Raw genomic sequence first — 23,427 nt, forward strand, 5'->3', positions numbered from 1 at the left:
ATATAATGTGATCATTGGTTACTCCCAAGGGGATTGGTCCTTGTTACGATTGCTTGCGAGTGTTGTGAAGATTAGGGTTGTGTTTATCTTTTTGCTAAGTAGGTTTCTGTTGTTTAAAGTGTTTTAGCTGTGGCAATCTCGTACTTTTTTCTACAGGCTTGGACTATTAGGTTTAGACTTCACAGTTTAAATGGATTGGTGGATGTCGGTGGCTATTATTGTTTTATTGGCTTCGGGCAACAAACGAGTCTTCCTTTTTTGCAATTGAAGTTTTCTAAGCAAGCTAGGAGTGACGTGACCCGCTACGCGGAATTTTCCCAGCGGCCGGATTGCGTAATAGGGGGGCAATTGGTAGATATTTTAAAAAAAAACGTGAAAAATATTTAAAGGGTTTAGATTAATTGTTGGGCAGACAAACTGTGTTAATATTGAATTGCAACAATCCTGTTGCTTTAATAGATGGCTGGCACCGGGGAAGACTGGTAGTTTCGCTGGCGATTGGTCAGCGAAACTTGATTTCAAACACCGGGAGTTCATAATTTTCGTTAATCATACTTCGTCGTAGCTGGCGCCCGGTCGGTCATTTGATAGAAAGGGCACTGGTAACGACCGCTCCTCGCTGGGTATTTTCGCGCAGCGGTCGGGATTCAGCTCGCATAGCCGTAGTTTCCAACAAACCCTCCAATCGTATAGATGAATTGGCCGGACGGGTAGGATGGAGAGGACTTAGAGAGGGCTTCTCACCACCACGTAAGGCCTACAGCCCACCCTGTCGACGCATTTTTGGGCATCGTTTCAAATTTAATGCGAGCTAAAGATCTTGCAAGTGCTGCCGTTAAATCCGGGTACTGCTGAAACCTGCATCCATGGAAGGAGAGCCTCAGGCCTCATTCCGCTGATCCTAGACGCGTATCCACTGGACCACCTTGCGATTCAATTCGCCTGGCCACGGCACTTGAGGCAATGCTATGCAACCGATTTCCGGCGATCTGGTAATTGTAATCGATGATCAGATTCAATCCTTGATCGAAGAGATCAACGACGCCCCCCAGCAGCATCAGCAGACTCGTTTCATCGACGAGTTCCAGAACATGATGATCGACCAGCTCATGGGGCCATTTGGACTGACCAGAGCGATGTTCGATGACCGCGATGGCGGTGCGATCACAACGTTGCAGAATTTTGAGAAAGGCATTGCCGCGAACGATGCCGATGATGCTCGCCATGCTTCCTGGAAACAAGCAAACGAAAAGAGCTTCGAACGCAAGGACTATGACGCTGCGCTGAATGCTGCGCATGACGACATGCGCAGTGCGGATGGCAAGTTCTATGATGGCTACAAAGTTGCGAGTGAGATTCCTGAGGGGCCTCGTATGGACGCTCGTGATCACGTCGTCAGCGCCAGCAGCATCGAGCGCTCGGCCAAAGGACAGCTTGGGCAAACCCGCGAAGAGCGAGTTGCGACCGCCACCCTTGATGACAACGTAGTGTTGACTGCATTCAACATGAATTGCTCCAAAGGCGAGAAGGATCTGTTGGAGTGGGCTGCTTTACCTAGTAGTAAAGATCCGAGCAAAACCAACGCCGAGTACTTTGAAGTGGATGAGCAGACCCTCCTCAAGAAATACAAGAAAGCAACCAAGGCAGTAGGCAGCACCCAGAACAGTGCGCTTTTTAGTAAGCAATCCGGCGAGTTTTTAGTCGAGGGTGCCAAGGCGTCGGGCAAGTTGGTGATCAGGCAGATCCTTGGTCTGCTGCTCAAGGACCTGATCGAGGGGTTAGTCCAAGATATTCGCTATCTTGTAAACAAAGGACTCGCCGAAGCCAAGCCACTTATGCAACTCGTCAAGGAGCGCATCCAGGCGACCTACGAGCGGATAAAGGTGAAGTGGGCGGACTATCTGGAAGAGGGGGCGAGTGCCGGGATCAGCGGTTTTCTGTCGACATTTGTGACGTTGATCATCAACTCTTTCATTACTACCGCGAAAAATCTGGTACGGATGATACGCGAAGCAGTGCTTTCAATCGTCCGCGCAGTTAAGTTGATCATGATGCCGCCGCCGGGCACAGAGGCTAAAGATATCGCTGTCGAGGTTGCCAAGATCCTCGCGTCTTCAATTGCTCTTTGCGTAGGTATAGCGCTGGAAGAAGTGATTCAGAAAGCACTGGAAGCTATTCCGGTGCTCCTGCCCTTCGCCGGGACTATTTCCCCGGTGATTACCGGAGTTATCACTGGCGCACTGACACTCTTCACCGTTATGGCCTTCAACCGCCTGCGGGACTCCATTGCCTTTCAAAACAAACAACTTGCCGATGTCCACCGAGGACAAGCAGTCGGACTGCTAAAAATCAAACAGTCAATGTTCATGCTCGACTGTGCATATCGGCATGTCATCGTAACCACTGAAATGTTACGCGTTACCTTCGCTGAGGATTGGTTCGAAGTCCGGGCTATGAAGGCCGTAACCACCACCAAAGCCGCTGAGTACCGCAAGGCGGTTGATAGCCTGGATGATCTATTGGAGTTATTTTAATGAGTACTCAAGAGCTTGTCGTTGAGAAGGAAATGACACCAGCGGGAATCGCCTCCGACCTGCTGAATGTGATCAAGGACATTGAACGAAGCATCTCCGAGTCTACCGATAAAACCGGAGCTATCGAACAGCGCGGCATGATCAAAAGTATGTTCGCCAGCTCAAAGACCGATCTGATCGAAATTTCCAAGTCGCAGAATAAGATTAACGAGCTGATGCTTGGCCTGATTCAAGAAATCATTACGCTCAACACTATGAGCTACTCGTTTCTGGCGGCGGTGATCGGTGAGTTGGAACAGCGCGCCAAGACCGGCTGGACCGACAGCGAGGGTCGCTTCCAAGAGCTTTCTGAAACCGGACAGCAATTTGCAGGCAGGGCACACGATATTTTCTGCAAGATAGCTGAAGGCTCCAAGTCTACCCAGACCCGGATCGATCTAAACAAGCAGGACATCGACAACCTAAAAAATGACTTTATCGCGAAGGCCGAAGTCCTCCAGCAGAGTCGCCAAGACATCGATAACATCAAAAGTGTACTGACCCATAAGACCGCACTGGCAGCCAAGCAGAGTAAGGAAATCGGCCAAATCCACTCTGTTCTGGAGTCGAAAACCGAACGCCTGGCGTCTATCGACAAACTGCTTGAGACAAAATCCGAACGCCTATCGTCCATAGACAAGCTACTCGCCAGCAAAGCAGACCGACTGGCCTCCATCGACAAACTCTTGGAAGAAAAATCAACGGTGGACCAAAGCCAGGATATGGCTATCAAACAGATCCTCCAAGCCTTGGAGGACGGTCAACACCTTGATCGACAACGCGTGCTGGAAATCCACTCGCTTAGACAAGCGCTGGAAGCACAAACGGAGAAAACCTCAGCAGCCATCAATGTTTTGCAGGCAGGGCAGGCCAAGTTGATGCGGGGAATATATGCCGCCGGCACTGTTGCGGTTATTAGTGTAGGTATCACTGGTTTGTGGCTCGCCGGAGTGCTTTAGTGTTGTTGTGCCATTTTTCTTCCGCCTTCACTAAAGTCGGATTATGTGGGGGAATGCACGAAGAAACGTGCTGGCTCGCCGGATGGCATGAAAAGTTCCAAAGACAGGGTTCGCTGCAAGCGATTTTCGGGTATCGGCTATTGAGCGCGTCAACCACTTATTATCATTTCGTGAAGCGTCACTTCAATGATCCATCGCTCTCTACCTTTCAAGAGGGCTGAGGCTGGCTCCTTTTCGCGAAGCGGGTATTTGCGATTAAGAACCCGCTTCGCGGAAATACCCCACAGGCAAGCCGTGTGGTATGGGCAACGAATTTACTCATACAGCCAAGGCTTCAGCTCGTCTAAGTTCTCCACCACAATCTGCTGCGCCGATGCCTTTGGGTGGAGCTTTTTTGGATCGATTTTAAAACGCTGCAACACGTATTTGATCAGCGCGCGACGAGTCGGGATTACCAACGCACCGTTAACCATGGCGAAGTCTGCTTCGATGATAGCTTTCTGCTCGGGCTTAAGGCGTGAGTCAGGTCCAATGACCACGGCCACCTCGGTATTCCGGTCGTGATCGTCGGCTATTAGATTATTGGATTGCCGCTCAAACTCCGGCTGACCGCGTAGGGGACTCATTGGGCGCGCCCGTTAGAGGCCTCAAACGGACTGCGGTCTCGAGCGGCATCTCCGATTTTACTCGGTCCTACGGCATCACAGGCGGCGTAACTGACAGCACTCAAATGATGCTCTTCACCGCCGAAGGATTACTGCGTGCATATGTTCGCGGCAGTTCAAGGGGAATATGTCATGTACCGAGCATCATTCATCACGTTTTGTGCGGTGGTTGATGACGCAAAACCATCAACCGGTTACGGGCGTTAGCGCTGATGGATGGCTCGTCCAAGATCGGGATTTGTGGTCACGTCGTGCGCCCGGCAACACATGCGTTATTGCGCTAAAAGCCAGCCAGCGTCTCGGTTTTCTTGCAGAAAACAATAGCAAAGACTGTGGTGCGGTGATGCGTGCTGCCCCCTGCGCTTTCTTCGGCAACGCGTTTGAGTACGCCGCCGCGTCTCGTCCGGACGCCTCACTCACGGGCATCCAACGGGCTACTTGGCCGCAGGCTTGTTTGCCGACATCCTTCAGTGTATGGCAGACCGGCAAGACGGGCTTGAACATGCGCTGGCGGAAAGCTTGGCAGTCCGCGGTAACAAACCTGGCATGGAAGAGTTGCGCGTCGTCTTGGAGCGCGCTCTCTTTTTCTTTTACGAAGGCTACCGCGCAACGCCAGAAAGCATTTATGAGTTCGGAGGTGGATGGATCGCTGAGCAAGCCTTGGCCATCGGAGTGTGGTGCGCTCTGACCGCGACATCCTTTGAGCAAGCGGTCATCGGTGCAGTAAATCACAGCGGCGATAGTGGCAGTATCGGTCTCATTACAGGGCACTTGTTAGGGGGGCGGTACGGTGCCGCCGCAATTCCGGCCCGCTGGTATGAGGGGCAGGAATTGCGCAGCGGGACAGAGAAAATTGCCCATGGTATTGACCGCATGCAGCGAGAATACTCGGGTTGCGGTGGTGCCGCTGATGGTGAAATCTAAGCGGACTACCCAGGTGCATAAGGTGCGACTGACTCCGGGATCATTTTTTGAAGACCGAGTCACCTTCTCGCTGGCGCTGCTGGCTCCTGACCGTCAAAATACAGTTCTTGTAGCTGTCGCAGAATCAAAGTCATTTATGAGCATTAAATCCCTAAACAGCTTCACTCGGTGTTCCCTCATCGTTCCTGAGACCCGTGTCGTTGCTGCGATGCTTTTAGAGGGGATCAGTAAGCAGGAGTGGCAGAGGCAGATAGTCGAGCTGAACGTCTTGCAGAAGCGAACTGCGAAGACGGCCATGACCTATGCGGGCACGGCTCGCTCTAGATTGGAGACTATGCATCCTGATTTATGGGCGCTGGTGCGAGACGAGAGCCTCCCAGTCGCTACGCAGGCGGTGCTCGCTGCTACCGTGAAGTTTTCTCCGTTGCTGGGGGACTTTCTGCGCACCGTGGTGCGTGACCAGTTCCGACGTTTTTCTACGCACCTTGAACCGCGCCATTGGAATGCATTTTTAGAGGACCGTCTCCAAGTCGACCTCGACGCTCCGACCTTCAGCGCTGCAACACAAGTCAAGCTGAGGCAAAATGCCATGAGAATGCTTGCTGAGGCCGGTTTCATTGAGGACACTCGTAGCCTGCGGCTGCGCAGTCAACATATTGAGCCTGCTGTTTCCCATTTTTTACATCAGCACGACGAACGATACGTGCTTGACTGTCTCCAGGTGTGCCCGTGAACAATCTTGACGAACGGCTGAACAAAATTCTGGACCGCCTCACTTCCGACGATTTTCTTGGAGGGCAGGGTTTGGGTAATGAGGTTCCTTTTTACGCGTTCGACTATCCCCCGCAGGAGGAACTTAAGGTTCGGGAGCACGTGCAGTTTCTCCAGGGCGCTATTCCTAAACGTCGTCCAGATCTAAAGGTCGCGTGCGTCAACCTCTTCGAGTTAGTACTAGAGATGTTGAGCGGCCGAAACCTGCTTGAAAAATCCATTGAGCGACAAGCCACGAAGGGCGACGAGGCGTTGTTTAAAGCCCTGAAAGCTCCGCTGGATGCCGGCAAGATCGCAAAAGAGTTGGTCGGACGCTATCCACCCACAGAATACGGACTGATCATGGTCACCGGGGTTGGTAGCGCTTACCCGCTAGTACGCACCCATAACTTGCTAAACAACCTGCAACCGTTCATGGGACAGACCCCCTTGGTGTTGTTCTACCCAGGGCGATACGACGGTCAAGCACTCCAGCTGTTTTGTCAGTTAGGCGAAAAACCCTACTACCGTGCTTTCCGTCTGGTGAGCTGAAAAGGATGTCCACTTTGTTAATCAAGAATTTGTTCACGCGTCCTATCAACCGCTCCATCAACGGGGTAATCAAGGCTGACCAAGATGACGAAGAGTCTGTCTGGCAGGAGCTTGATGAGTACGTTATTACCCGCGAGTTGGATCAACACCTTCGTAGCTTTTTCGAAAGCTATCTTGCAGCGCTGGATAATCCTCAAGCAGCGTCGGGGCGTGTAGGTGTGTGGATCTCGGGCTTTTTCGGTTCGGGAAAATCCCACTTCCTGAAAATTCTGTCATATCTCTTAGAAAACAAGCGAGTGAGCAACGCTGGCGAAAGTCGCCATGCTATAGATTTTTTTGAGCGAAAAATTGCAGACCCAATGCTCGCAGCTGATATCAAGCGAGCGGTTGCGGCTGATACCGACGTGTTGCTGTTCAACATTGACAGTAAGGCTGACAGTGGTGACGGTCGTGACGCAATCCTTCGGGTGTTTCTCAAAGTGTTCAACGAGCGTCTCGGTTTCTGTGGCGACCATCCGCACATTGCACACATGGAGCGTTACCTAGATGAGCAAGGTAAGTTTGGCGAATTCAAGCAAGCTTTTGCAGAGTCTTCGGGTTCTACTTGGGAAGAAGAGCGTGACGCTTATCACTTTCAGGTTGATGCGCTAGCTAACGCTTTGTCACAGACGTTGGGTCAAGAAATCAAAGATGCCGATGCCTGGGTTGAGCGTTTTGAAAACGACTTCAACTTGAATGTCCAAAGTTTTGCCAGATGGGTCCAGGGTTACCTGGACAAGCGCGGTAAAGATCACAGGATTGTTTTCTTGGTGGACGAGGTGGGCCAGTTCATCGGTCAAGACACTCATTTGATGCTCAGTCTGCAAACCATTACTGAAGAGCTAGGCGTAATCTGTGGAGGACGTGCATGGGTATTGGTAACCTCTCAAGAAGACATTGATGCAGTCCTGGGTGAGGTACGCGCGTCCAAGGCCAATGACTTCTCCAAGATTCAGGGACGTTTCAAAACCCGTTTGTCGTTGTCCAGCGGCAACGTCGATGAGGTCATCCAGCGTCGTCTACTCGACAAGGAGCCAGAGCCCAAGGATGTCTTGCGTAAAATCTATCGCGAAAAAGCCGACATTCTGCGGAATCAGTTAAGTTTTACAAATACTGGGCGTACCTATAAGGCGTTTACTGACGAAGACAACTTCGCCGCCGTCTATCCCTTTGTGCCGTATCAGTTCCAGTTGGTACAACGAATCTTTGAAAGTATTCGCAAGGCCGGGGCCACCGGCACTCACCTGGCCCGAGGCGAACGCTCGCTGCTAGATGCCTTCCAATCAGCTGCCAAAGCCGTCAGTGAGAACTCCGTTGGTGTACTGGTGCCGCTTTACCGCTTCTACCCGTCCATCGAAGGCTTCCTTGAAGGGGTGGTCAAGTCGACCATTGACAACGCGGCCAGCAATCTCAGTCTGCAAGAGTTTGACACATTGGTTTTGAAAACCCTGTTCCTCATTCGATATGTCGATGAGATCAAGGGCAACGTAGATAATCTGATCACGCTTTTTATTGATGAGATCGACGCCGACCGCCAAGCGCTTCGCAAGCAGATCGAAGACAGCCTCCAGCGTCTGGAGAAGGAAACCCTCGTCAGTCGTAATGGTGATGATTTCTTCTTCCTGACCAATGAAGAGCGCGATATCAGTCGCGAGATCAAAGAGGTTGATCTCACCAGTGCCGACGAGGCTCGTGAACTGGGTCAATTGTTGTTCGATGAGTCTCTGCGTGGTCAGCGTAAGTTTCGCTTCCCAGACAATGGCAAAGATTTTGGTCTCAATCGCCAATGCGATCTGCATCCCCTGGGTAACCGCGTCGATGGCGATCTGCTGATCTCGGTCATCAGCCCATTGGTGGATGACCGGGATACCTGGAGCGAGCAACGCTGCATTCTCGAATCTAGTCAGGGGGAGGGCAGTGTGCTGTTGCGCCTGGACGATGAGCGCGATTTAGCGCGTGAACTGCGCCTGTACTTGCAGACCGACAAGTTCATCACGCGAAAGAATGATGGGACGCTGCCGCATAACACCAAACGTATCCTTCAGGATCGTGCCGAAGAAAACCGCCAGCGCCGCCAGCGCTTGAGCGCAAGTGTGGACCGTCTGCTGCGTGAGGCGGAAGTTTACGTCGCGGGTAACAAGCTGGAAACCAAGGCCTCCAGTGCACCGATGCTGGCGGAGGAAGCGCTTGATTATCTCGTCCGTAACACCTTCAGCAAACTTGGCTATATCCAACACTTGAGCAGCGACCCGCAGAAGGAAATTCAGGCTCTGTTGGCCACGCCACTGACGCCGGGCCTCGGCCTGGAGAGTACTGGCGAAGCTAATCCGCGTGCGCTCAAGGAAGTTAGCCAGCACATCGAATTGCTGGCCTCGCAATCACGTAGGATCGTCCTTCATGACCTCGCGGAAAGTCATTACGGTCGACGTCCATATGGCTGGCCAGAGTGGGAAACGGTGCTGCTTATTGTACGCCTGCTGCTCAAAGGTGAAGTCAGCCTGATCGGCAATGGCGGCCCCTTGGCTCCGCAGCAAATCTGGAGCGAAATCTCCACTCCTGCTCGCTGGCGCACCACCGAAATTCAGAAACGCCAGCAGGTAGGCTCAGGTGAACTGCAAAAGGCCCGCCAGCAGTTCAAGGACGTGTTTCAGAAAATTGCCCCGGACGGTGAAGATACCCTCTACGATCACCTGCAAAGCAGTCTGATCAAATGGGAGGGCGAGCTTAAGCAATGGCGTGTGTTGGCACAAAACGGCCAGTATCCCGGTTTGGATGAAATCGATCTGGGCCTCAAAGTGATTGGTAAGCTAAAGACTGCTCCCGATAGCTTCGATGCCATCCAATTGTTCCTCAAAGAGCGCAACCCGTTGCTCGATCTCTCCGATAGCTACGGCGATCTGGATAATTTCTATAGCAGCCAGAAAACGGCTTGGAACAAGTTGCGTTCCGCACAGTTAGATTTTCAGCCCAACCGGCCGAAGCTGGAGAAGGACGAAAAGGCGGCCCGTGCTTTGGCGCGTATTGACGAAATCTTGAGTGCCAAAGCGCCGTACAATCTTATTCGCGAAGGAGAAGGGCTGATTCAGGCTGCTACCCAAGTCAATGACAGCTTCCTTCGGGAATCCCATGAGCGCGCCGACTCCTGGGTTGAGAAGTACATAACCAAGGTCAGCGTTGAGCTGGACGCGTTGCTTGCCAGTCCTGATCAACGAAACCGCAGTTTGCTGCCATTGCAAACCCTTCGTCAGCGCATCGCTAAGCAGCGAAGTTTGGCTCACATCAGCCAAATGCAGGAAGAAGCCAGAGAGCTTGCCGATGTGGCACTGGACCATCTACAGCAGTTGGCGGAGCAAGCCGCAGCTAAAGCCAAAAAGGCTGCCAGCGAATCGGACCCTAAACCTCCAGTATCGGATAGCGGTACGCCAGATTTGATCGTGGCCGAACCAACCGCCCCCGTTAATAACTCTCCAGCGGCAGTAGTGGCACCAATTGTACCGATCAAAAAGCGCCGGATCATCGATGCTCAGCTGCTTGCCGGTTCTGGCTACATCGAGACCCAGGTCGACATTGATAACTTTCTTGCCAAGCTGCGCAAGGAGCTGGAAGAAGCGGTGGCTGACAACCAGCGGGTGGAAATTCGTTAAGGAGTTCCGGTTCAAAAACAGAAATGGCGGCTGTATGGGGTACAGCCGTCGTTCTTCTTAGTCGGCGCATTGGAGCAAGCGACCATGGATGTTGAAAAAGTATTTGGGTCTGCCGATTGGCAGCTTATCAAGGGCGAGGTCCAGTCCACCTATAGCGAGCATTTTTCCCAATACAGTTATGCCAAGTATCCGGCGCTAGACTACCAACGCTTCAAGCAGACTTTTTCAGCCTTCAAACCTGTCGTCGAACTGGATTTGGCATTGCTCTGGAAATGGGGGCACTGGGGGAAGGCCAATTATCCCAGTAAACAGGGGCTATTGATAACTGAAATATCGGCGCTTTGGGGGGAGTATCTCAATTGGGTAGGTGTTCTTCCTGACGCCCCTTCTCCGCAGAATACCTTTCAATGGTGGAACGAGCGGCTTGGGCGGCTGCGCTACATCACTTCGGCTTTTCTGACTCACCTGATTCATCCTAGCGACGTGCCGATTATTGACCAGCATAATTTTCGCGCAATGAATCATTTTCTACGCGTGCAACAGCCGAAGAAAAAGCCTTCTGACTGGCGCGATATCGCTCACCTGAAATGTTTTCTAACCGAAGCGACTAACAAGCTTCAGTACTCAGAAAGCGACTTTGACAAATACCTAATGATGTATGGCCGCGCCCTTAAGTCGCATAAGCCTAGGACGTCGAGCAAGGAAAACGCATGAACCGCTCTGCACTCAAGAAATACGCTCCCCAAGCCCGTCTCGATTTTATCGAGGCCGTAACTCTGCGTGCACGGCGTTTGGGGCTGGATCCGACCCAGCCCGTCAGTATCGAACAAAACGGCGATGTGTTATTGATCGGCGGCCAGCCATTTCCGGCCATCATTGGAAAGCAGCGGGCCACGCTGGACCTGCGTATTCAGCAACAGGGCTTTAGCGCTGTAGTTGAGGCACTGGCCTACACGTGGTTCAACCGCTTGGTTGCCATCCGCTTCATGGAACTCAAGGGGTACCTCAGCCACGGATATCGTGTGCTCAGCCATCCGCAGGGCCAGCAGCCGGAGATCCTCGATAATGTCCAGCACCTCGACCTGTTCGGATTAGATAAGGCCGAAGTCATCCGCTTGAAAACTGCGGGTAATAAGGACGAAATGCTTTACCGCGAAATTCTGCTCGCCCAGTGCCATGAGCTGCACCGCAACATGCCGTTCCTCTTCGAGGCGCTGGATGATGCCACTGAGCTTTTGCTACCGGACAACCTGCTACGTACCGATTCACCCATCGCCCGCTTGGTTGGCGATATTGAGGAGGGTGACTGGGAAAAGGTTGAAGTCATCGGTTGGCTTTATCAGTTCTACATCAGCGAGAAGAAGGATCTAGTCATCGGCAAGGTGGTCAAAAGCGAAGACATTCCCGCCGCCACCCAGTTGTTCACCCCCAACTGGATCGTTCAGTACCTAGTCCAGAACAGCCTAGGTCGTCTCTGGTTGATGGCTAATCCTGGTTCTAGCCTAAAAGAAAAAATGCAGTACTACATTGAGCCAGCCGAACAAACGCCGGAAGCTCAGGCCCAGCTTGATACGCTCATCAAGGTACGTATGAATGAGGATGGCGGCATTCTCAATCCTGAGTCCCTGACCTTCCTAGATCCTGCCTGTGGTTCAGGCCATATCCTGGTTGAAGCCTATAACTTGCTGCGGGCTATATATGAGGAACGTGGTTATCGCTTGCGCGACATTCCTCGGCTTATCCTGCAAAAGAACCTCTTCGGATTGGATATTGACGACCGTGCCGCACAGCTCGCCGGTTTTGCTCTGCTGATGAAGGCCCGTGAGGATGATCGCCGCCTGTTTGATGATGAGGATAACCCGCCGCACCTCAACGTCATGGCCATTCAGCAAAGTACAGGTCTCCCGGACGAGGAGATGGCTATGGCCATCATCAATGCTGCTATTCAAATCGAAGGAGGGGAGGCATTCCACTCTGGGCAGTTGTTTGGTGGCGGGCAGTTGGCGACCCAGCATAGTTCTGGGCTTACCGCGCTCGACCTACGCAAACTGATTCAGTTGTTTGAGCATGGCAAAACCTTCGGTTCGCTGATCAGAGTGCCGGATGGCCTTAAGACCAAGTTGAACAAAATTATTGAAATGCTCGTCAGTGTCCGTAGCCTGGGTGATGACCTTTCGCAAAATTACTCCAGTCAAGTATTAGAGTCCTTTGCTTTGCCTGCCAGCTTGCTGGCAATTCAGTACGACGCGGTAGTGGCGAACCCACCGTATATGGGCGGGATGGCAATGACTTCGGTGCTTAAGGATTTTGCAAAAAAAGAATTCCAGGATAGCAAGTCTGATATTTTTGCAATGTTTATTGAACGCGGATTTTATTTTTGCAAGTGTAGTGGTTTTAATAGCATGGTAACCATGCAGAGTTGGATGTTCCTTTCGTCTTACCAGGTTTTACGTGAGAAATTGCTAGCGGATAGAACGATATCCTCAATGGCGCATCTTGGGGCTAGAGCCTTCTCTGAAATTTCAGGTGAGGTGGTGCAAACAACTGCTTTTGTTATGTTTGGGATTAATATTGAGGAATTTAGGCCTACTTTTATAAAGCTCACGAATGGTGATGAGCTTCAAAAGCAGTCTGATTTACTATTGTCTTGTAATAAATTTGATCGGCTTAAGCAGAGTGAGTTTAAGAGGATTCCAGGAGCGCCGATTGCTTACTGGGCGAGCAGCAAGGTAGTTGATATCTACAGCTCCTTGGGTAGCGTTTCTGACTGTGCTGATACTTGTGCAGGCTTAACGACGGGCGATAATAACTTTTTTATGCGTTTTTGGTATGAGATAGATTTTAATAAGATTGGTGTTTCTGTTGTTTCTAAAGAGGAAACATATGTAAGTGGGTTGAAATGGTTTCCATGTAATAGTGGAGGGCCATTTAGGAAATGGTACGGTAATAATGAGTGGGTAGTGAACTGGTATCAAGACGGGAATGAGATTCGTAACTTTTCAGATGCCAATGGCAGGTTGAAGGCAAGCCCCAGAAGTAGCCATAAGTATTTCCAAGAAGGCGTTTGCTGGAATAAAATTGGAGCCGGAAGATTTGCAGGAAGGTTTTTTCCTTCTGGTTATATATTTGATGATACGGCTCAGTCCGCTTTTCCATTCAAGGATGTATCGTCCGGTTTTTTGGCGGCTTTTTTTTGTTCCAATGTGGCGCAGCATTTCCTGTCTTACACCTGTCAGACAGTTTCGTTTAATAAGGGAGATGTTTCTAATATTCCCTTCAATTCTATGGTTTCAGGAGTTGAAGAGGTAGCAAAGGCCGCTATTGGTATTGCTACGCTTGATTGGGACTCTAATGAGCTTTCTTGGAATTTCCAATCCTTGCCTTTGGTTGCCACTGGAAAAGCCGACTCGCTCGCAGATTCTTGGGCGGCTATTGAAAGTGGAATAAATGCAAGAGTCGATAAAATGATAGCGTTGGAAACAGAAAATAATCGTTTATTTATTGATGCCTATGGTTTGCAGGATGAGTTATCTTCTGAAGTACAAGAAGAGCAAATTACGCTGTATCGTGCTAATCGAGAAAAGGACATGCGGCAGCTGATCTCCTACTCCGTTGGCTGCATTATGGGACGCTATAGCCTCGACGAGTCAGGCTTGATATACGCCCGTAGTGGCAATACAGAATTCGACCCTTCGCGTTACACAAAATTTCCAGCAGATAGCGACGGAATCATCCCAGTTACAGATGATGCCTGGTTTGCGGATGATGCTGCTGAGCGCGTACGCGAGTTCGTTAGGGTGACTTGGGGGGATGATGCCTTACCTGAAAATATGGAGTGGCTGGCCGACAGCCTGGGCCGTAAGTCAGGCGAGTCTGCTGACGAGACCCTTCGTCGCTACCTGTCCACCAGTTTTTACAAAGATCACCTGCAAACCTACAAGAAGCGCCCAATTTACTGGTTGTTCTCCAGTGGGAAACAAAAGGCCTTCGAGTGCTTGGTTTACCTGCACCGCTACAACGAGGGCACGCTTTCACGCATGCGCATGGAGTATGTTGTTCCCCTGCAAAGCCGCATGCAGGCGCGCATCGATAAGCTTGCTGACGACATCAACAGCGCCACCGGCAGCGCTCAGCAGAAAGCCTTGCAAAAGCGCAAAGACAAATTCACCAAACAACTCGAAGAACTCCGCCGCTTCGATGAAACGCTGCGTCCATACGCGGACCAACGGATCGCTCTCAACCTAGATGACGGCGTCAAGGTCAACTACGGGAAATTTGGTGATCTGCTGGCCGAAGTAAAAGCAATTACGGGTGGTAAGGAAGACTGACTGATTGGTGGCTCACTGATGTGGGCCGCTTTATCTCGACAAGGAAAATTTAAGTGCAAACAGGCAAATCCACTGTCAAAGATATTTTCGACGGCACCCGTATCTTCAGTGTTCCCAGCTATCAGCGTGCCTATTCCTGGGAGCGTGAAGACAATCTTGAGGACTTTTTCAATGACCTTAGGAGTCAGCACCCGGACAGACCGTATTTCCTAGGGTCCTTTCTCTTCCATCTGAATGGAAGCAAGAGCGAGTTCGCGCTTGTGGATATCGTTGATGGACAGCAACGGCTTACGACTCTGGTCATCTTTATGCACGTGTTACTTGGGAGACTTATTTCCCAAGGCTCTACGCTGGTATCTGAACGTACTCGACGCATATTTGTGCGTGATGGTGATGTCTTCAAGCTTGAGTCGGCGAATGAAGGTAATGCCTTTTTACATGACCTTATATTGGGCGACCGCCCGCCTGCAACCGAAGACGTAACACTAATAACCCATTCGCAACGGCTTTTGTTGAACGCCCGGCAATATTTTGATGCGCAGCTCGCTCGCCATGATCTAGCTATGCTTGAGCGAGTTTATACAACCGCCATCAATGCTGATGTGCTGCTCTATGTGGTGGACAAAATTAGTACGGCTACTCAGATATTTGAACTGTTGAATGACCGGGGGCGGCGATTGACCGATCTGGAGTCGATCAAAAGTTTCCTGATGTATAACGCGGGCATTGTCTACGACCACCCCGAGCAAGTGATAGGTAAAATCCAAGAGGACTTTGCTGAAATCTATCGCTTGATAGAGTCACACAACATTAATGATCGGGATGTACTTCGTTATCATATGCTTGCGTTTGAGACGTATCCGAGCGATTACACTGATAAACCGAAGGCCTACATCAAGGAGAAAATACTGGGGTTGGTGAGTGACTCGGAGCGACGGGAGGAGGCGAGAGAGCAAATTAGAGACTATCCAGCTCGCCTGAAAAAAAGTTTTCAATTATTCGCTCAGATCCGAGATCGCCGATTCATTGATCCGGAATTGGCGAAAACATTTATGATTGGCCGTGTTGCGCCCTTCTATCCCGCACTCATGAAGGTGCATAGTGAAAGACCATCTGAATTTCCGCGCTTGGTTAAAGCCATCAATGCCTTTACCTTCCGCTCCTCTTTAGCTCGACTGCGAAGCAACGGTGAAAGCTATCAGTTTACTTCTATGCGCAACGATAAAGATGTCGTTGAGGTGATCGAGAGCTTTGTTTTGGGGAATTGGTGGAACATTAACGGGCGGGCTCGCGAAGCCTTTGATTATAATAATTATTATGATTGGCTTGAAAAAAATGTAGTTCGATATATTCTTTTTTCTTACGAGAATAGTCTTCGTCGGCGTAAGGGCTTTCCATTGTTGTCGAGCAGAGACTACGCTTCAAAGGATGCCCGTGAAAAGCTTAGTATTGAGCATATCACTGCAAAGAAAGCATTGTCTGTTGAGTTTGATGATGACTTTAGAGAGAACTATCTGAATAATCTGGGTAACTTGGTGGTTGATCATGCGGCCTCCAACTCCAGCAAGGGGCGGAAAGGTGGTGATGAGAAGGTTATTCATTTCAATTTAGCGCCTTTAATGTCTCAAAATGAAATAAATGAAGTCGGTTGTGATTGGAATGATCTTGAATCAATAAAGAGATTCATTCGTCACCGTGAGGAAAAGTTAAAGAAGGAAGTTTCGGCTGAGTTCAAGATTTGAATCAGCGTTAGAACGATGGTCATTTCACATCAGTTGATGGTCTTCGGGTAGGGTGCGTAGCCGTGGTTTGGAGCGGGCTCCTTAGGAGCATACTTACCGACATCTGACTGGCTGAATCCGGCTAACTGGTTTAAAATCTAGCTGAAAATAATCCTTATGGATAAATACTGGCGGTGAAAATAAACCAGCTCCTTTCCGATTGGCCCTCCGGTGCTGTTGCCACGCAAGCGTGGCTACATGAGCATGGCGTAGGGCCAAACCTGGTACAAAAATATCAGCACAGTGGCTGGCTGGAGCGTATTGGTCACGGCACGTGGAAGAGAAGCGGCGATAAGATTGACTGGCAAGGCGGCGTTTTCGCATTGCAACAGGACGAGCCATTACGGATTTGGCCGGGTGGGGCGACGGCTTTGAGCCTGGCTGGATACAGCCATTACCTATCATTCGGGAAAGAGACTGTCGAACTGTTCGCCACAGCCGGCACCAGCCTGCCTGGCTGGTTCAGAAAGTACGCATGGGAAGTCTCGGTAAATTTTCACTCCACCGGGCTCTTCGCCTCAATGGAAGATCCTGCGTTGCAAGCCTTTCAGGTGCCTTACTCTCAATTTCACCTGCAAATTTCCACCCCAGAGCGTGCCGTGCTTGAGCTTATCCATCGAAGCGCGGACGAGAGTCTTTTTAGCGGTGTGGTCGACTCGTTCAGCGGGTTAGGTACCCTTAGCCCCCGCCGCTTGCAAAGACTGCTTGAGGCCTGCACCTCCATTCGCGTCAAACGTGTGTTCCTTTTGCTGGCTCGAAATGCTGGCCACGCATGGTATAGCCGAATAGACGTTTCGAAGGTGGATATAGGCAAAGGCAAGCGTCAGATCACGCCGGGTGGTCGACTTGATAAAGAGTTCCTCATAACCGTGCCAGGGAAATTTGCCAATGTCTCTTGATCCTCGTTACGCCGCTCAGGTCCGTTTGTTGGTCCAGGTGATACCTTACGTGGCGGCTGAGCATTGTTTTGCGCTCAAGGGCGGGACTGCGATCAATTTGTTTGTTCGAGATCTGCCTCGTCTTTCGGTGGATATCGATCTGGCTTACCTACCCAGCTCTGATCGTCACCAGGCTTTGTTGGATGTTCGAGCTGCGCTTGGACGTATTGCAGATGCCGTGGGTCTTGGCTTGCCGAATACAGGTGCAACCGTCCAAAGCAATCGGGACGATGAATTGCGAATTTTGGTGAGAAGCCAACAAGCTCAGATCAAGGTCGAGGTGTCGCCGGTTCTACGAGGCACGGTTCATCAACCCACTGAGCGTGCTGTGGTCGCGCAGGTGGAGGACGAGTTTGGATTTGCTTCTATCTTATGCGTTTCTTTGCCTGATCTTTATGGCGGAAAAATTTGCGCGGCCCTGGATAGACAGCATCCCAGAGATCTCTTTGATGTCATGCTAATGCTCCGTGAAGAAGGGCTGACACGTGAAATTTTTGAAGGTTTCTTGGTTTATCTGATCAGTCATGGTCGACCTATGGCAGAGCTTCTTTCCCCTCGATGGAAGAAGCTTGATGGGATCTTCCAGGCAGAGTTTTCGGGCATGACGCGTGAGCCAGTTACCCTCGATCAATTGGAATCCACTAGGGCGTCGTTGCTTACTGCAATTCGTGAGCAATTCACCGAGCGAGACGCCGCTTTTTTGCTTTCTCTTAAGCGTGGGGAGCCGGACTGGTCGTTGTTAAATTTGCCTGGGATTGATCAGTTGCCAGCGGTTCGATGGAAGCTGCGTAACATCATGGAAATGTCTGCTTCAAGGCGGGCGGGCGCGGTTGATACTCTGCAAACTGTCGTTGACCAAATACTTGCGGGCCGAGCAACACAAGGCTAGTGATCGGCTCTTGAAACGGTCGGTTTATTTTTTGCTCTTAAAGCACCCTTTTAGGGTTTTATTTCGTAATATTTTAAACCCGCTTGGGGGCGGTGAATCATGTCAGAGCAGTCTGCACAACTAGAAAAGATTGGCCAAAGCTTGTTGCAGCTGTTCAGCGTTTGTCGAGTTGTATGGTGGGAAGATCCGGAGGGCGAGTTCAGTGAGCTACTGGATAGCATCGTTCTTCCAGACGTCCAGGTCCTAAGACGCTCCTCGGTGCCCGCGTTAGCGATCAAGAAAACCATAGAAACCGACAGGCCGGACTCTCTTTTTCTCATTTATGAGCAGGCTAGCCCTCCTGCCCCCGAGGATGATTGGCTACTGGATATCCGCCTTTATGCCGCCTCTTTCGCTGCGGATAGGACATCCATGCTACTGCAAGAGCTAGGGTTGCGACGTCAAAGTTTGCGAGATCACTTGAAGGCTCGCAGCGCATTCTTTGCTAGCAAGGATAGGGTCGCGAAGATTCAGCGTCTTTTGAGTCCGGATGACGATGAGGCCGCCGTAGACCTTAAGATCCTGGCTGTGCTCGCGAAAGTTGAGCAAGCGGAGCAGTTTGCGGTTTTTACTGCAATATTTTCGTCGCTTGCTGACGCTGAAAACCTCGAAGAGAACGTGTTGTGGGATTCAATCTGCAAATTCGAGATGCAGGCGGTCTTCTGGCAACTCATGCTACAAGCATTTGGATATCAGCATACCGATCCATCGGTGAAGCATTTTTTTGTGCGTTTGTTTGCTACCGACATTGGTTATGCACTGGGCGCACAGGCACCAAGCAGCATGCACTCTCTCCAGTTGAGCACAGTACGTGCGGCTAACGTGGCCGTCTTCCTGTCCCAATGGCGAGACAGTACACTTCGTCAGCGCGCGTATGATCGGTTGTCCAGCAGACTTGCAATGGAATTGCGGCCGGGTGACTTGCTGGCTCAGGCATCTGTGGAGGCACTCATGTTGGTCAGCACTTTTGTCGACGTTGAGCGGCAGATAGCTGAACGGCTACGCGATTCTGTGCTGAGCAACACCAGCGAGATAATGGGTCAGCAGCTACGGGATATGGCGGCTCGTCGAATGGACGGATATTGGGCTAATCCCCGCTGGCCAGATAACGATGACGCGAACCGTTCGGTGTGGCACTCCTATTACAGCTCGCTAATCGCAGCCTCTGAGTTGTTTGAGCTAAGAAGGCGCTATGCGGGTGGTTTCTCCTTCGAGTCTCCGGAAGCTTGTTACAACGCGTATACCCAAGAGCTTTACCGCTTTGATCAGTTGTATAGGATCTACCACGAGGCTGCTGACGTCGTGTATGCCCGAAGCCCGGATGCGTTGTCTCCGTTGACATCTCGGGTTGAGCAAGATTACTTGACGGGTTTCCTCCAGCCTCTCGCACAGAAATGGGGAGCATTCCTCGATGGCGGACTGCTCCAGCAATGGAAGCTCCCAGGGGTTCCTAATCAGCAGAATTTTTATGCCGACCAAGTTGATCGCTATTTGAAGGGTGGCGATGACCGGCGTGTTTTTGTAGTTATCAGCGATGCATTGCGCTATGAAGTTGCTCAAGAACTGAGTGACTCGCTCAACGGCAAGTACAGGTTCGCGGCTGAGTTGGGTAGTCACTTGGGAGTGCTGCCGTCCTACACGAAGCTCGGGATGGCGAGCCTGCTACCCCACAAAACTCTTAGTTACACCGATGCTGGTTTGGTGCAGGTGGATGGGCTGAGCACAGATGGGTTGGACGCGCGCAACAAAATTCTTTCGGCAGTGAATGGTCTGGCCATCCGTGCGGAAGATTTTTTGAATATGAACAAGACTGACGGGCGGGAGCTAATCAAGCCCCACCGGGTTATCTACATTTACCACAACAAGATTGATGCCGTAGGCGACACAGCAAGCACGGAAAGCAGCACCTTTACCGCCTGCCGTGACGCGATCCACGAGTTGGAATCCATCGTGAGTCGCATCATCAACAATCTCAATGGGCATCGTGTGTTGGTCACGGCCGACCACGGTTTCCTGTTCCAGGACTCAGCGCTAGAGTCATTGGACAAAAGCAAGCTCGTTACCAAGCCTGCCAACAGCGTGGTATCGAAAAAGCGATATTTGATTGGGCGTAACCTCGGTACCAGTGAACAGGTGTTGAGTGGGTACATCCGAGAAACTGCGGGCATTACTGACGATATGATGTTTTGGTCGCCCCGTGGGGTTAGCCGATTCCACTTTGTGGGTGGGGCTCGGTTCATCCACGGCGGGGGAACATTGCAGGAAATTGCCGTTCCTGTGCTGAAGGTCCAGCAGGTGAGAGGCCAAAAGGCCAAAGAGACAGCAGTTAGGAAGGCGCAGGTGACAGTGCTGGGTAACAATTTCACCGTGACGACCAACCGCTATGTATTCAATCTGTTGCAGACCGAGCCTGTGTCTGACCGGGTTCAGCCTGCTGTATTGCGCGTTGGGGTCTTTGACGCCGTTGGAGAGGCGGTTTCTGTCGTCGAGCAGGTGTCGTTCGATAGCGACTCACCAAACCTTGATCAGCGGCAGCGCAAGGTAATCTTGACCCTGCTGAATCGACCGTTCCCTTCTGGCGAGCGGTATTATTTCAAACTGCTTGATGCCGAAACCGATGTTGAGCAGTTCCGTATTGATGTCCGTATCAACTTGGCGATCAGCAATGACTTTGATTTCTGACAGTGAAAACCTCGATCTGGACCTTGATGGCCGCCTGAACGAGTTCTTCATGGGCAAGGTGGTTCGCAAGGATCTCACCAAGCGATTGAAGGAAGGTATCAACGTACCTGTTTACGTTCTTGAGTATCTGCTCGGGATGTACTGTGCATCAGATAACGAAGAAGTGATTGCAGACGGTCTGGAGACGGTCAAGCGCATTCTCTCAGAGAACTACGTGCGCCCCGACGAAGCCGAGAAGGTGAAGTCGAAGATCCGTGAGCGAGGTAGCTTCAAGATCATCGACAAGGTTTCCGTGAGCCTGAACGAGCGTCGAGATATTTACCAGGCGCTATTCATGAACCTGGGGGTCAAGGATGCCGAAATACCCAGCCGCTTTATCAAAGAGTTCGAGAAGCTGCTGGCGGGCGGTATCTGGTGCATCGTGACGATGAACTATTTGTTCGAAGAGGGCGCCAAAGGCTCGCCTTTCACCGTCCATGATCTGAAGCCGATCCAAATGCCAAACATGGACATGGATGCGCTGCTGGAGGCTCGGAAGCACTTCACAGAAGATCAGTGGATGGACGTGCTATTACGTTCGACGGGTATGGAACCGGCTCATTTCAACGCGCGCACGAAGTGGCATCTCCTTACGCGGATGATCGCTTTCGTAGAGAACAACTACAACTGCTGTGAGTTGGGGCCGCGCGGCACCGGTAAAAGTCACATCTACAAAGAAGTCAGCCCGAACAGTATTCTGGTTTCAGGTGGTCAAACGACGGTTGCGAACCTCTTTTACAACATGTCTCGGCGTCAGATCGGCTTGGTGGGGATGTGGGACGTCGTTGCGTTTGATGAAGTGGCGGGTATCTCATTCAAGGACAAGGATGGGGTCCAGATCATGAAAGATTTCATGGCCTCGGGCTCCTTTGCTCGTGGCCGGGACTCCATTTCCGCATCCGCAAGCATGATGTTCGTGGGTAACATCAATCAGCCTGTAGACACACTGGTGAAGACCAGCCATCTCTTGGCTCCGTTTCCCTCAGCAATGATCGACTCAGCATTCTTTGATCGTTTCCACGCCTACATTCCTGGGTGGGAAGTACCTAAGATGCGGCCTGAGTTTTTTACAAATCGCTATGGGTTGATCACTGATTATCTAGCCGAGTTCATGCGCGAAATGCGTAAGCGTAATTTCGCTGATGCCATAGACCGCTATTTCAAGCTTGGGAATAATCTGAATCAGCGGGACACCATTGCAGTGAGGCGTACGGTTTCTGGTCTCCTCAAGCTGCTGCACCCCAGCGCAGATTATGATCGCGAGGCAGTCCGCCGTTGCCTTGAATATGCATTGGAGGCGCGTCGAAGGGTAAAAGAACAGTTGAAGAAAATCGGGGGAATGGAGTTTTACGATGTCCACTTTTCTTACATCGATGCGGACACGTTGGAAGAGACATTCATCAGCGTGCCGGAGCAGGGCGGTGGTGGACTTATTCCTGAGGGCCAAGGCAAGCCAGGAGTGATGCACCTCGTGTCCACAGGCGCTAACGGACATCTGGGGTTGTACCGTCTGGAGACGCAAGTGACGGCAGGCAGCGGGCGGCTGAATATGTCTGGTCTTGGGAACAGCTCTTCCGCTAAGGAAGCGCTGAAAGTTGCCTTTGATTACTTCAAAGCAAACATCAGTCGGGTGAGTGCTGCGTCAAAAGTGGGGGATCACGACTATCACCTTCATGCGGTCGAGCTTCATAATACTGGCGCACCTAAGGCGCTGACTCTCGCTGGGTTTGTAGCTTACTGTTCCGTGCTGATGCAGAGACCACTCCAGGCGCAGATGGTTGTGCTCGGCGATATGAGCTTGGGTGGCAATGTGATTCCAGTCGAAAACCTCGCAGAATGCATGCAAGTTGCATTTGACGCTGGCGCGAAACGGATTCTCCTGCCAATGGCTAGCGTTACCGATATCCCAACAGTACCTGGCGAGCTGTTTGCAAAATTTCAAACCAGTTTTTACAGCGATCCGGTAGATGCCGCTTTTAAGGCTCTGGGTGTTAGCTGAAGTTTGGGTGTGCGCTCAATCAATCGAGTTCCCCGAGTCGGTGCACCGACTCGCCGATCATCCGGTTCGGATGTGATGGTGCAACGAGCGGAGGTCGAGCTTCAAGGATTTTGATTCTTAGAGGCAAAAACCAGTTGGCTGAGCGGCGCCCGCTGGGTCAATTCCTGGAGCTTGTCTCCAGGGACCTGCTCCGCAGAATGCTCCCACCGGGTCGCTCCTCGTGCCCAATCACTACACGATTGATATCCATGTATGAAGTGGCTGACCACCTGAGCGAGTCTGGACGGGTGATATTTGTACGTCCGGCCAAGTCATCTACCCAGCCCCACAAAGCCAAGACATGGTGTGCACTTAAATTTAAGTGGGCACCAGTTCTAGCCTTTTAAGCGGGTATTTCATGCAGCCAACACGCCGTTCCTGCTCCAAGTCCTTCAACGCCCAAGTCATCCAAGAGTGTGCCCAGCGCGGTACTTCAATTGCCAGCGTCGCACTCAACCATAGCCTCAACGCAAACCTCGTCCACAAATGGATTCGGCTGCAAGCGCAGCAAAGCACTGCGCTGCAACCTGCATTTATTCCGTTACCGGTGCCGCTGGTCGGGGCAAGCTTGCACTCAGCATCATCGA

At 51.3% G+C, this 23,427-nt stretch carries 13 protein-coding genes and 2 pseudogenes; 14 read left to right on the forward strand and 1 reads right to left on the reverse strand.

Translation table 11 applies throughout. From position 1 onward, the window contains the following. The first annotated feature begins 968 nt into the window (after nt 1-968). A complete protein-coding gene (locus CRN80_RS16430) occupies nt 969-2,534 on the forward strand; it encodes a hypothetical protein (protein WP_256588485.1) in 1,566 nt (521 codons plus the stop codon). Then, a complete protein-coding gene (locus CRN80_RS16435) occupies nt 2,534-3,532 on the forward strand; it encodes a hypothetical protein (protein ID WP_098950594.1) in 999 nt (332 codons plus the stop codon). The genes CRN80_RS16430 and CRN80_RS16435 overlap by 1 nt, the downstream gene beginning before the upstream one ends. Nucleotides 3,533-3,846: 314 nt before the next feature. Here CRN80_RS16435 and CRN80_RS16440 read toward each other — a convergent pair. After that, nucleotides 3,847-4,092: pseudogene (locus CRN80_RS16440) on the reverse strand (WYL domain-containing protein); the annotation flags it as partial. Nucleotides 4,093-4,157: 65 nt separating this feature from the next. Here CRN80_RS16440 and CRN80_RS32150 point away from each other — a divergent pair. From CRN80_RS32150 to brxL, 12 genes and pseudogenes are all read left to right on the forward strand, one after another. Continuing rightward, entirely contained in the window at nt 4,158-4,370 is a 213-nt protein-coding gene (locus CRN80_RS32150; RefSeq protein WP_371861767.1) for a hypothetical protein, read from the forward strand. Beyond that, nucleotides 4,370-5,121, forward strand: a pseudogene (locus tag CRN80_RS32155) (ADP-ribosylglycohydrolase family protein). Before CRN80_RS32150 ends, CRN80_RS32155 begins: the two are co-directional and overlap by 1 nt. Further along, nucleotides 5,057-5,854 (forward strand): DUF1819 family protein, encoded by a 798-nt coding sequence (locus CRN80_RS16450; RefSeq protein WP_098950595.1) that lies wholly within the window; start codon nt 5,057-5,059, stop codon nt 5,852-5,854. Before CRN80_RS32155 ends, CRN80_RS16450 begins: the two are co-directional and overlap by 65 nt. Beyond that, on the forward strand, nt 5,851-6,423 hold the full coding sequence (locus tag CRN80_RS16455; RefSeq protein ID WP_073638088.1) for a DUF1788 domain-containing protein: 573 nt from the start codon (nt 5,851-5,853) through the stop codon (nt 6,421-6,423). Before CRN80_RS16450 ends, CRN80_RS16455 begins: the two co-directional genes overlap by 4 nt. Before the next feature lie 5 nt (nt 6,424-6,428). After that, complete coding sequence (brxC, locus tag CRN80_RS16460; RefSeq protein WP_256588486.1) at nt 6,429-10,106, forward strand: BREX system P-loop protein BrxC; 3,678 nt, start codon at nt 6,429-6,431, stop codon at nt 10,104-10,106. A gap of 84 nt (nt 10,107-10,190) precedes the next feature. Next, complete coding sequence (locus CRN80_RS16465; RefSeq protein ID WP_098950597.1) at nt 10,191-10,820, forward strand: hypothetical protein; 630 nt, start codon at nt 10,191-10,193, stop codon at nt 10,818-10,820. Continuing rightward, nucleotides 10,817-14,434, forward strand: a complete 3,618-nt coding sequence (gene pglX, locus CRN80_RS16470; RefSeq protein ID WP_098950598.1) for a BREX-1 system adenine-specific DNA-methyltransferase PglX — start codon at nt 10,817-10,819, stop codon at nt 14,432-14,434. Before CRN80_RS16465 ends, pglX begins: the two co-directional genes overlap by 4 nt. 53 nt (nt 14,435-14,487) lie before the next feature. After that, nucleotides 14,488-16,176 carry a DUF262 domain-containing protein gene (locus CRN80_RS16475; protein WP_098950599.1) on the forward strand — a complete coding sequence of 563 codons (1,689 nt, stop codon included), beginning with the start codon at nt 14,488-14,490 and terminating at the stop codon, nt 16,174-16,176. 173 nt (nt 16,177-16,349) lie between these two features. Further along, nucleotides 16,350-17,114 (forward strand): type IV toxin-antitoxin system AbiEi family antitoxin, encoded by a 765-nt coding sequence (locus CRN80_RS16480; RefSeq protein ID WP_098950600.1) that lies wholly within the window; start codon nt 16,350-16,352, stop codon nt 17,112-17,114. Then, on the forward strand, nt 17,104-18,042 hold the full coding sequence (locus CRN80_RS16485; RefSeq protein ID WP_098950601.1) for a nucleotidyl transferase AbiEii/AbiGii toxin family protein: 939 nt from the start codon (nt 17,104-17,106) through the stop codon (nt 18,040-18,042). The genes CRN80_RS16480 and CRN80_RS16485 overlap by 11 nt, the downstream gene beginning before the upstream one ends. Nucleotides 18,043-18,141: 99 nt before the next feature. Next, a complete protein-coding gene (pglZ, locus tag CRN80_RS16490) occupies nt 18,142-20,763 on the forward strand; it encodes a BREX-1 system phosphatase PglZ type A (RefSeq protein WP_098950602.1) in 2,622 nt (873 codons plus the stop codon). After that, the gene (brxL, locus tag CRN80_RS16495) at nt 20,747-22,801 is read left to right on the forward strand and encodes a protease Lon-related BREX system protein BrxL (protein ID WP_098950603.1); all 2,055 of its coding nucleotides are present in this window, start codon (nt 20,747-20,749) and stop codon (nt 22,799-22,801) included. The genes pglZ and brxL overlap by 17 nt, the downstream gene beginning before the upstream one ends. Nucleotides 22,802-23,427: the final 626 nt, after the last annotated feature.

It is taken from the genome of Pseudomonas sp. FDAARGOS_380, from assembly GCF_002591235.1.
Taxonomy (GTDB): Bacteria; Pseudomonadota; Gammaproteobacteria; order Pseudomonadales; family Pseudomonadaceae; genus Aquipseudomonas; species Aquipseudomonas salmasensis.

Coding starts and splice junctions, on each gene's coding strand:
- CRN80_RS16430 (WP_256588485.1), top strand. CDS start 969: ATGCAACCGATTTCCGGCGATCTGGTAATTGTAATCGATGATCAGATT.
- CRN80_RS16435 (WP_098950594.1), top strand. CDS start 2,534: ATGAGTACTCAAGAGCTTGTCGTTGAGAAGGAAATGACACCAGCGGGA.
- CRN80_RS16450 (WP_098950595.1), top strand. CDS start 5,057: ATGGTATTGACCGCATGCAGCGAGAATACTCGGGTTGCGGTGGTGCCG.
- brxC (WP_256588486.1), top strand. CDS start 6,429: ATGTCCACTTTGTTAATCAAGAATTTGTTCACGCGTCCTATCAACCGC.
- CRN80_RS16465 (WP_098950597.1), top strand. CDS start 10,191: ATGGATGTTGAAAAAGTATTTGGGTCTGCCGATTGGCAGCTTATCAAG.
- pglX (WP_098950598.1), top strand. CDS start 10,817: ATGAACCGCTCTGCACTCAAGAAATACGCTCCCCAAGCCCGTCTCGAT.
- CRN80_RS16485 (WP_098950601.1), top strand. CDS start 17,104: ATGTCTCTTGATCCTCGTTACGCCGCTCAGGTCCGTTTGTTGGTCCAG.
- pglZ (WP_098950602.1), top strand. CDS start 18,142: ATGTCAGAGCAGTCTGCACAACTAGAAAAGATTGGCCAAAGCTTGTTG.
- brxL (WP_098950603.1), top strand. CDS start 20,747: ATGACTTTGATTTCTGACAGTGAAAACCTCGATCTGGACCTTGATGGC.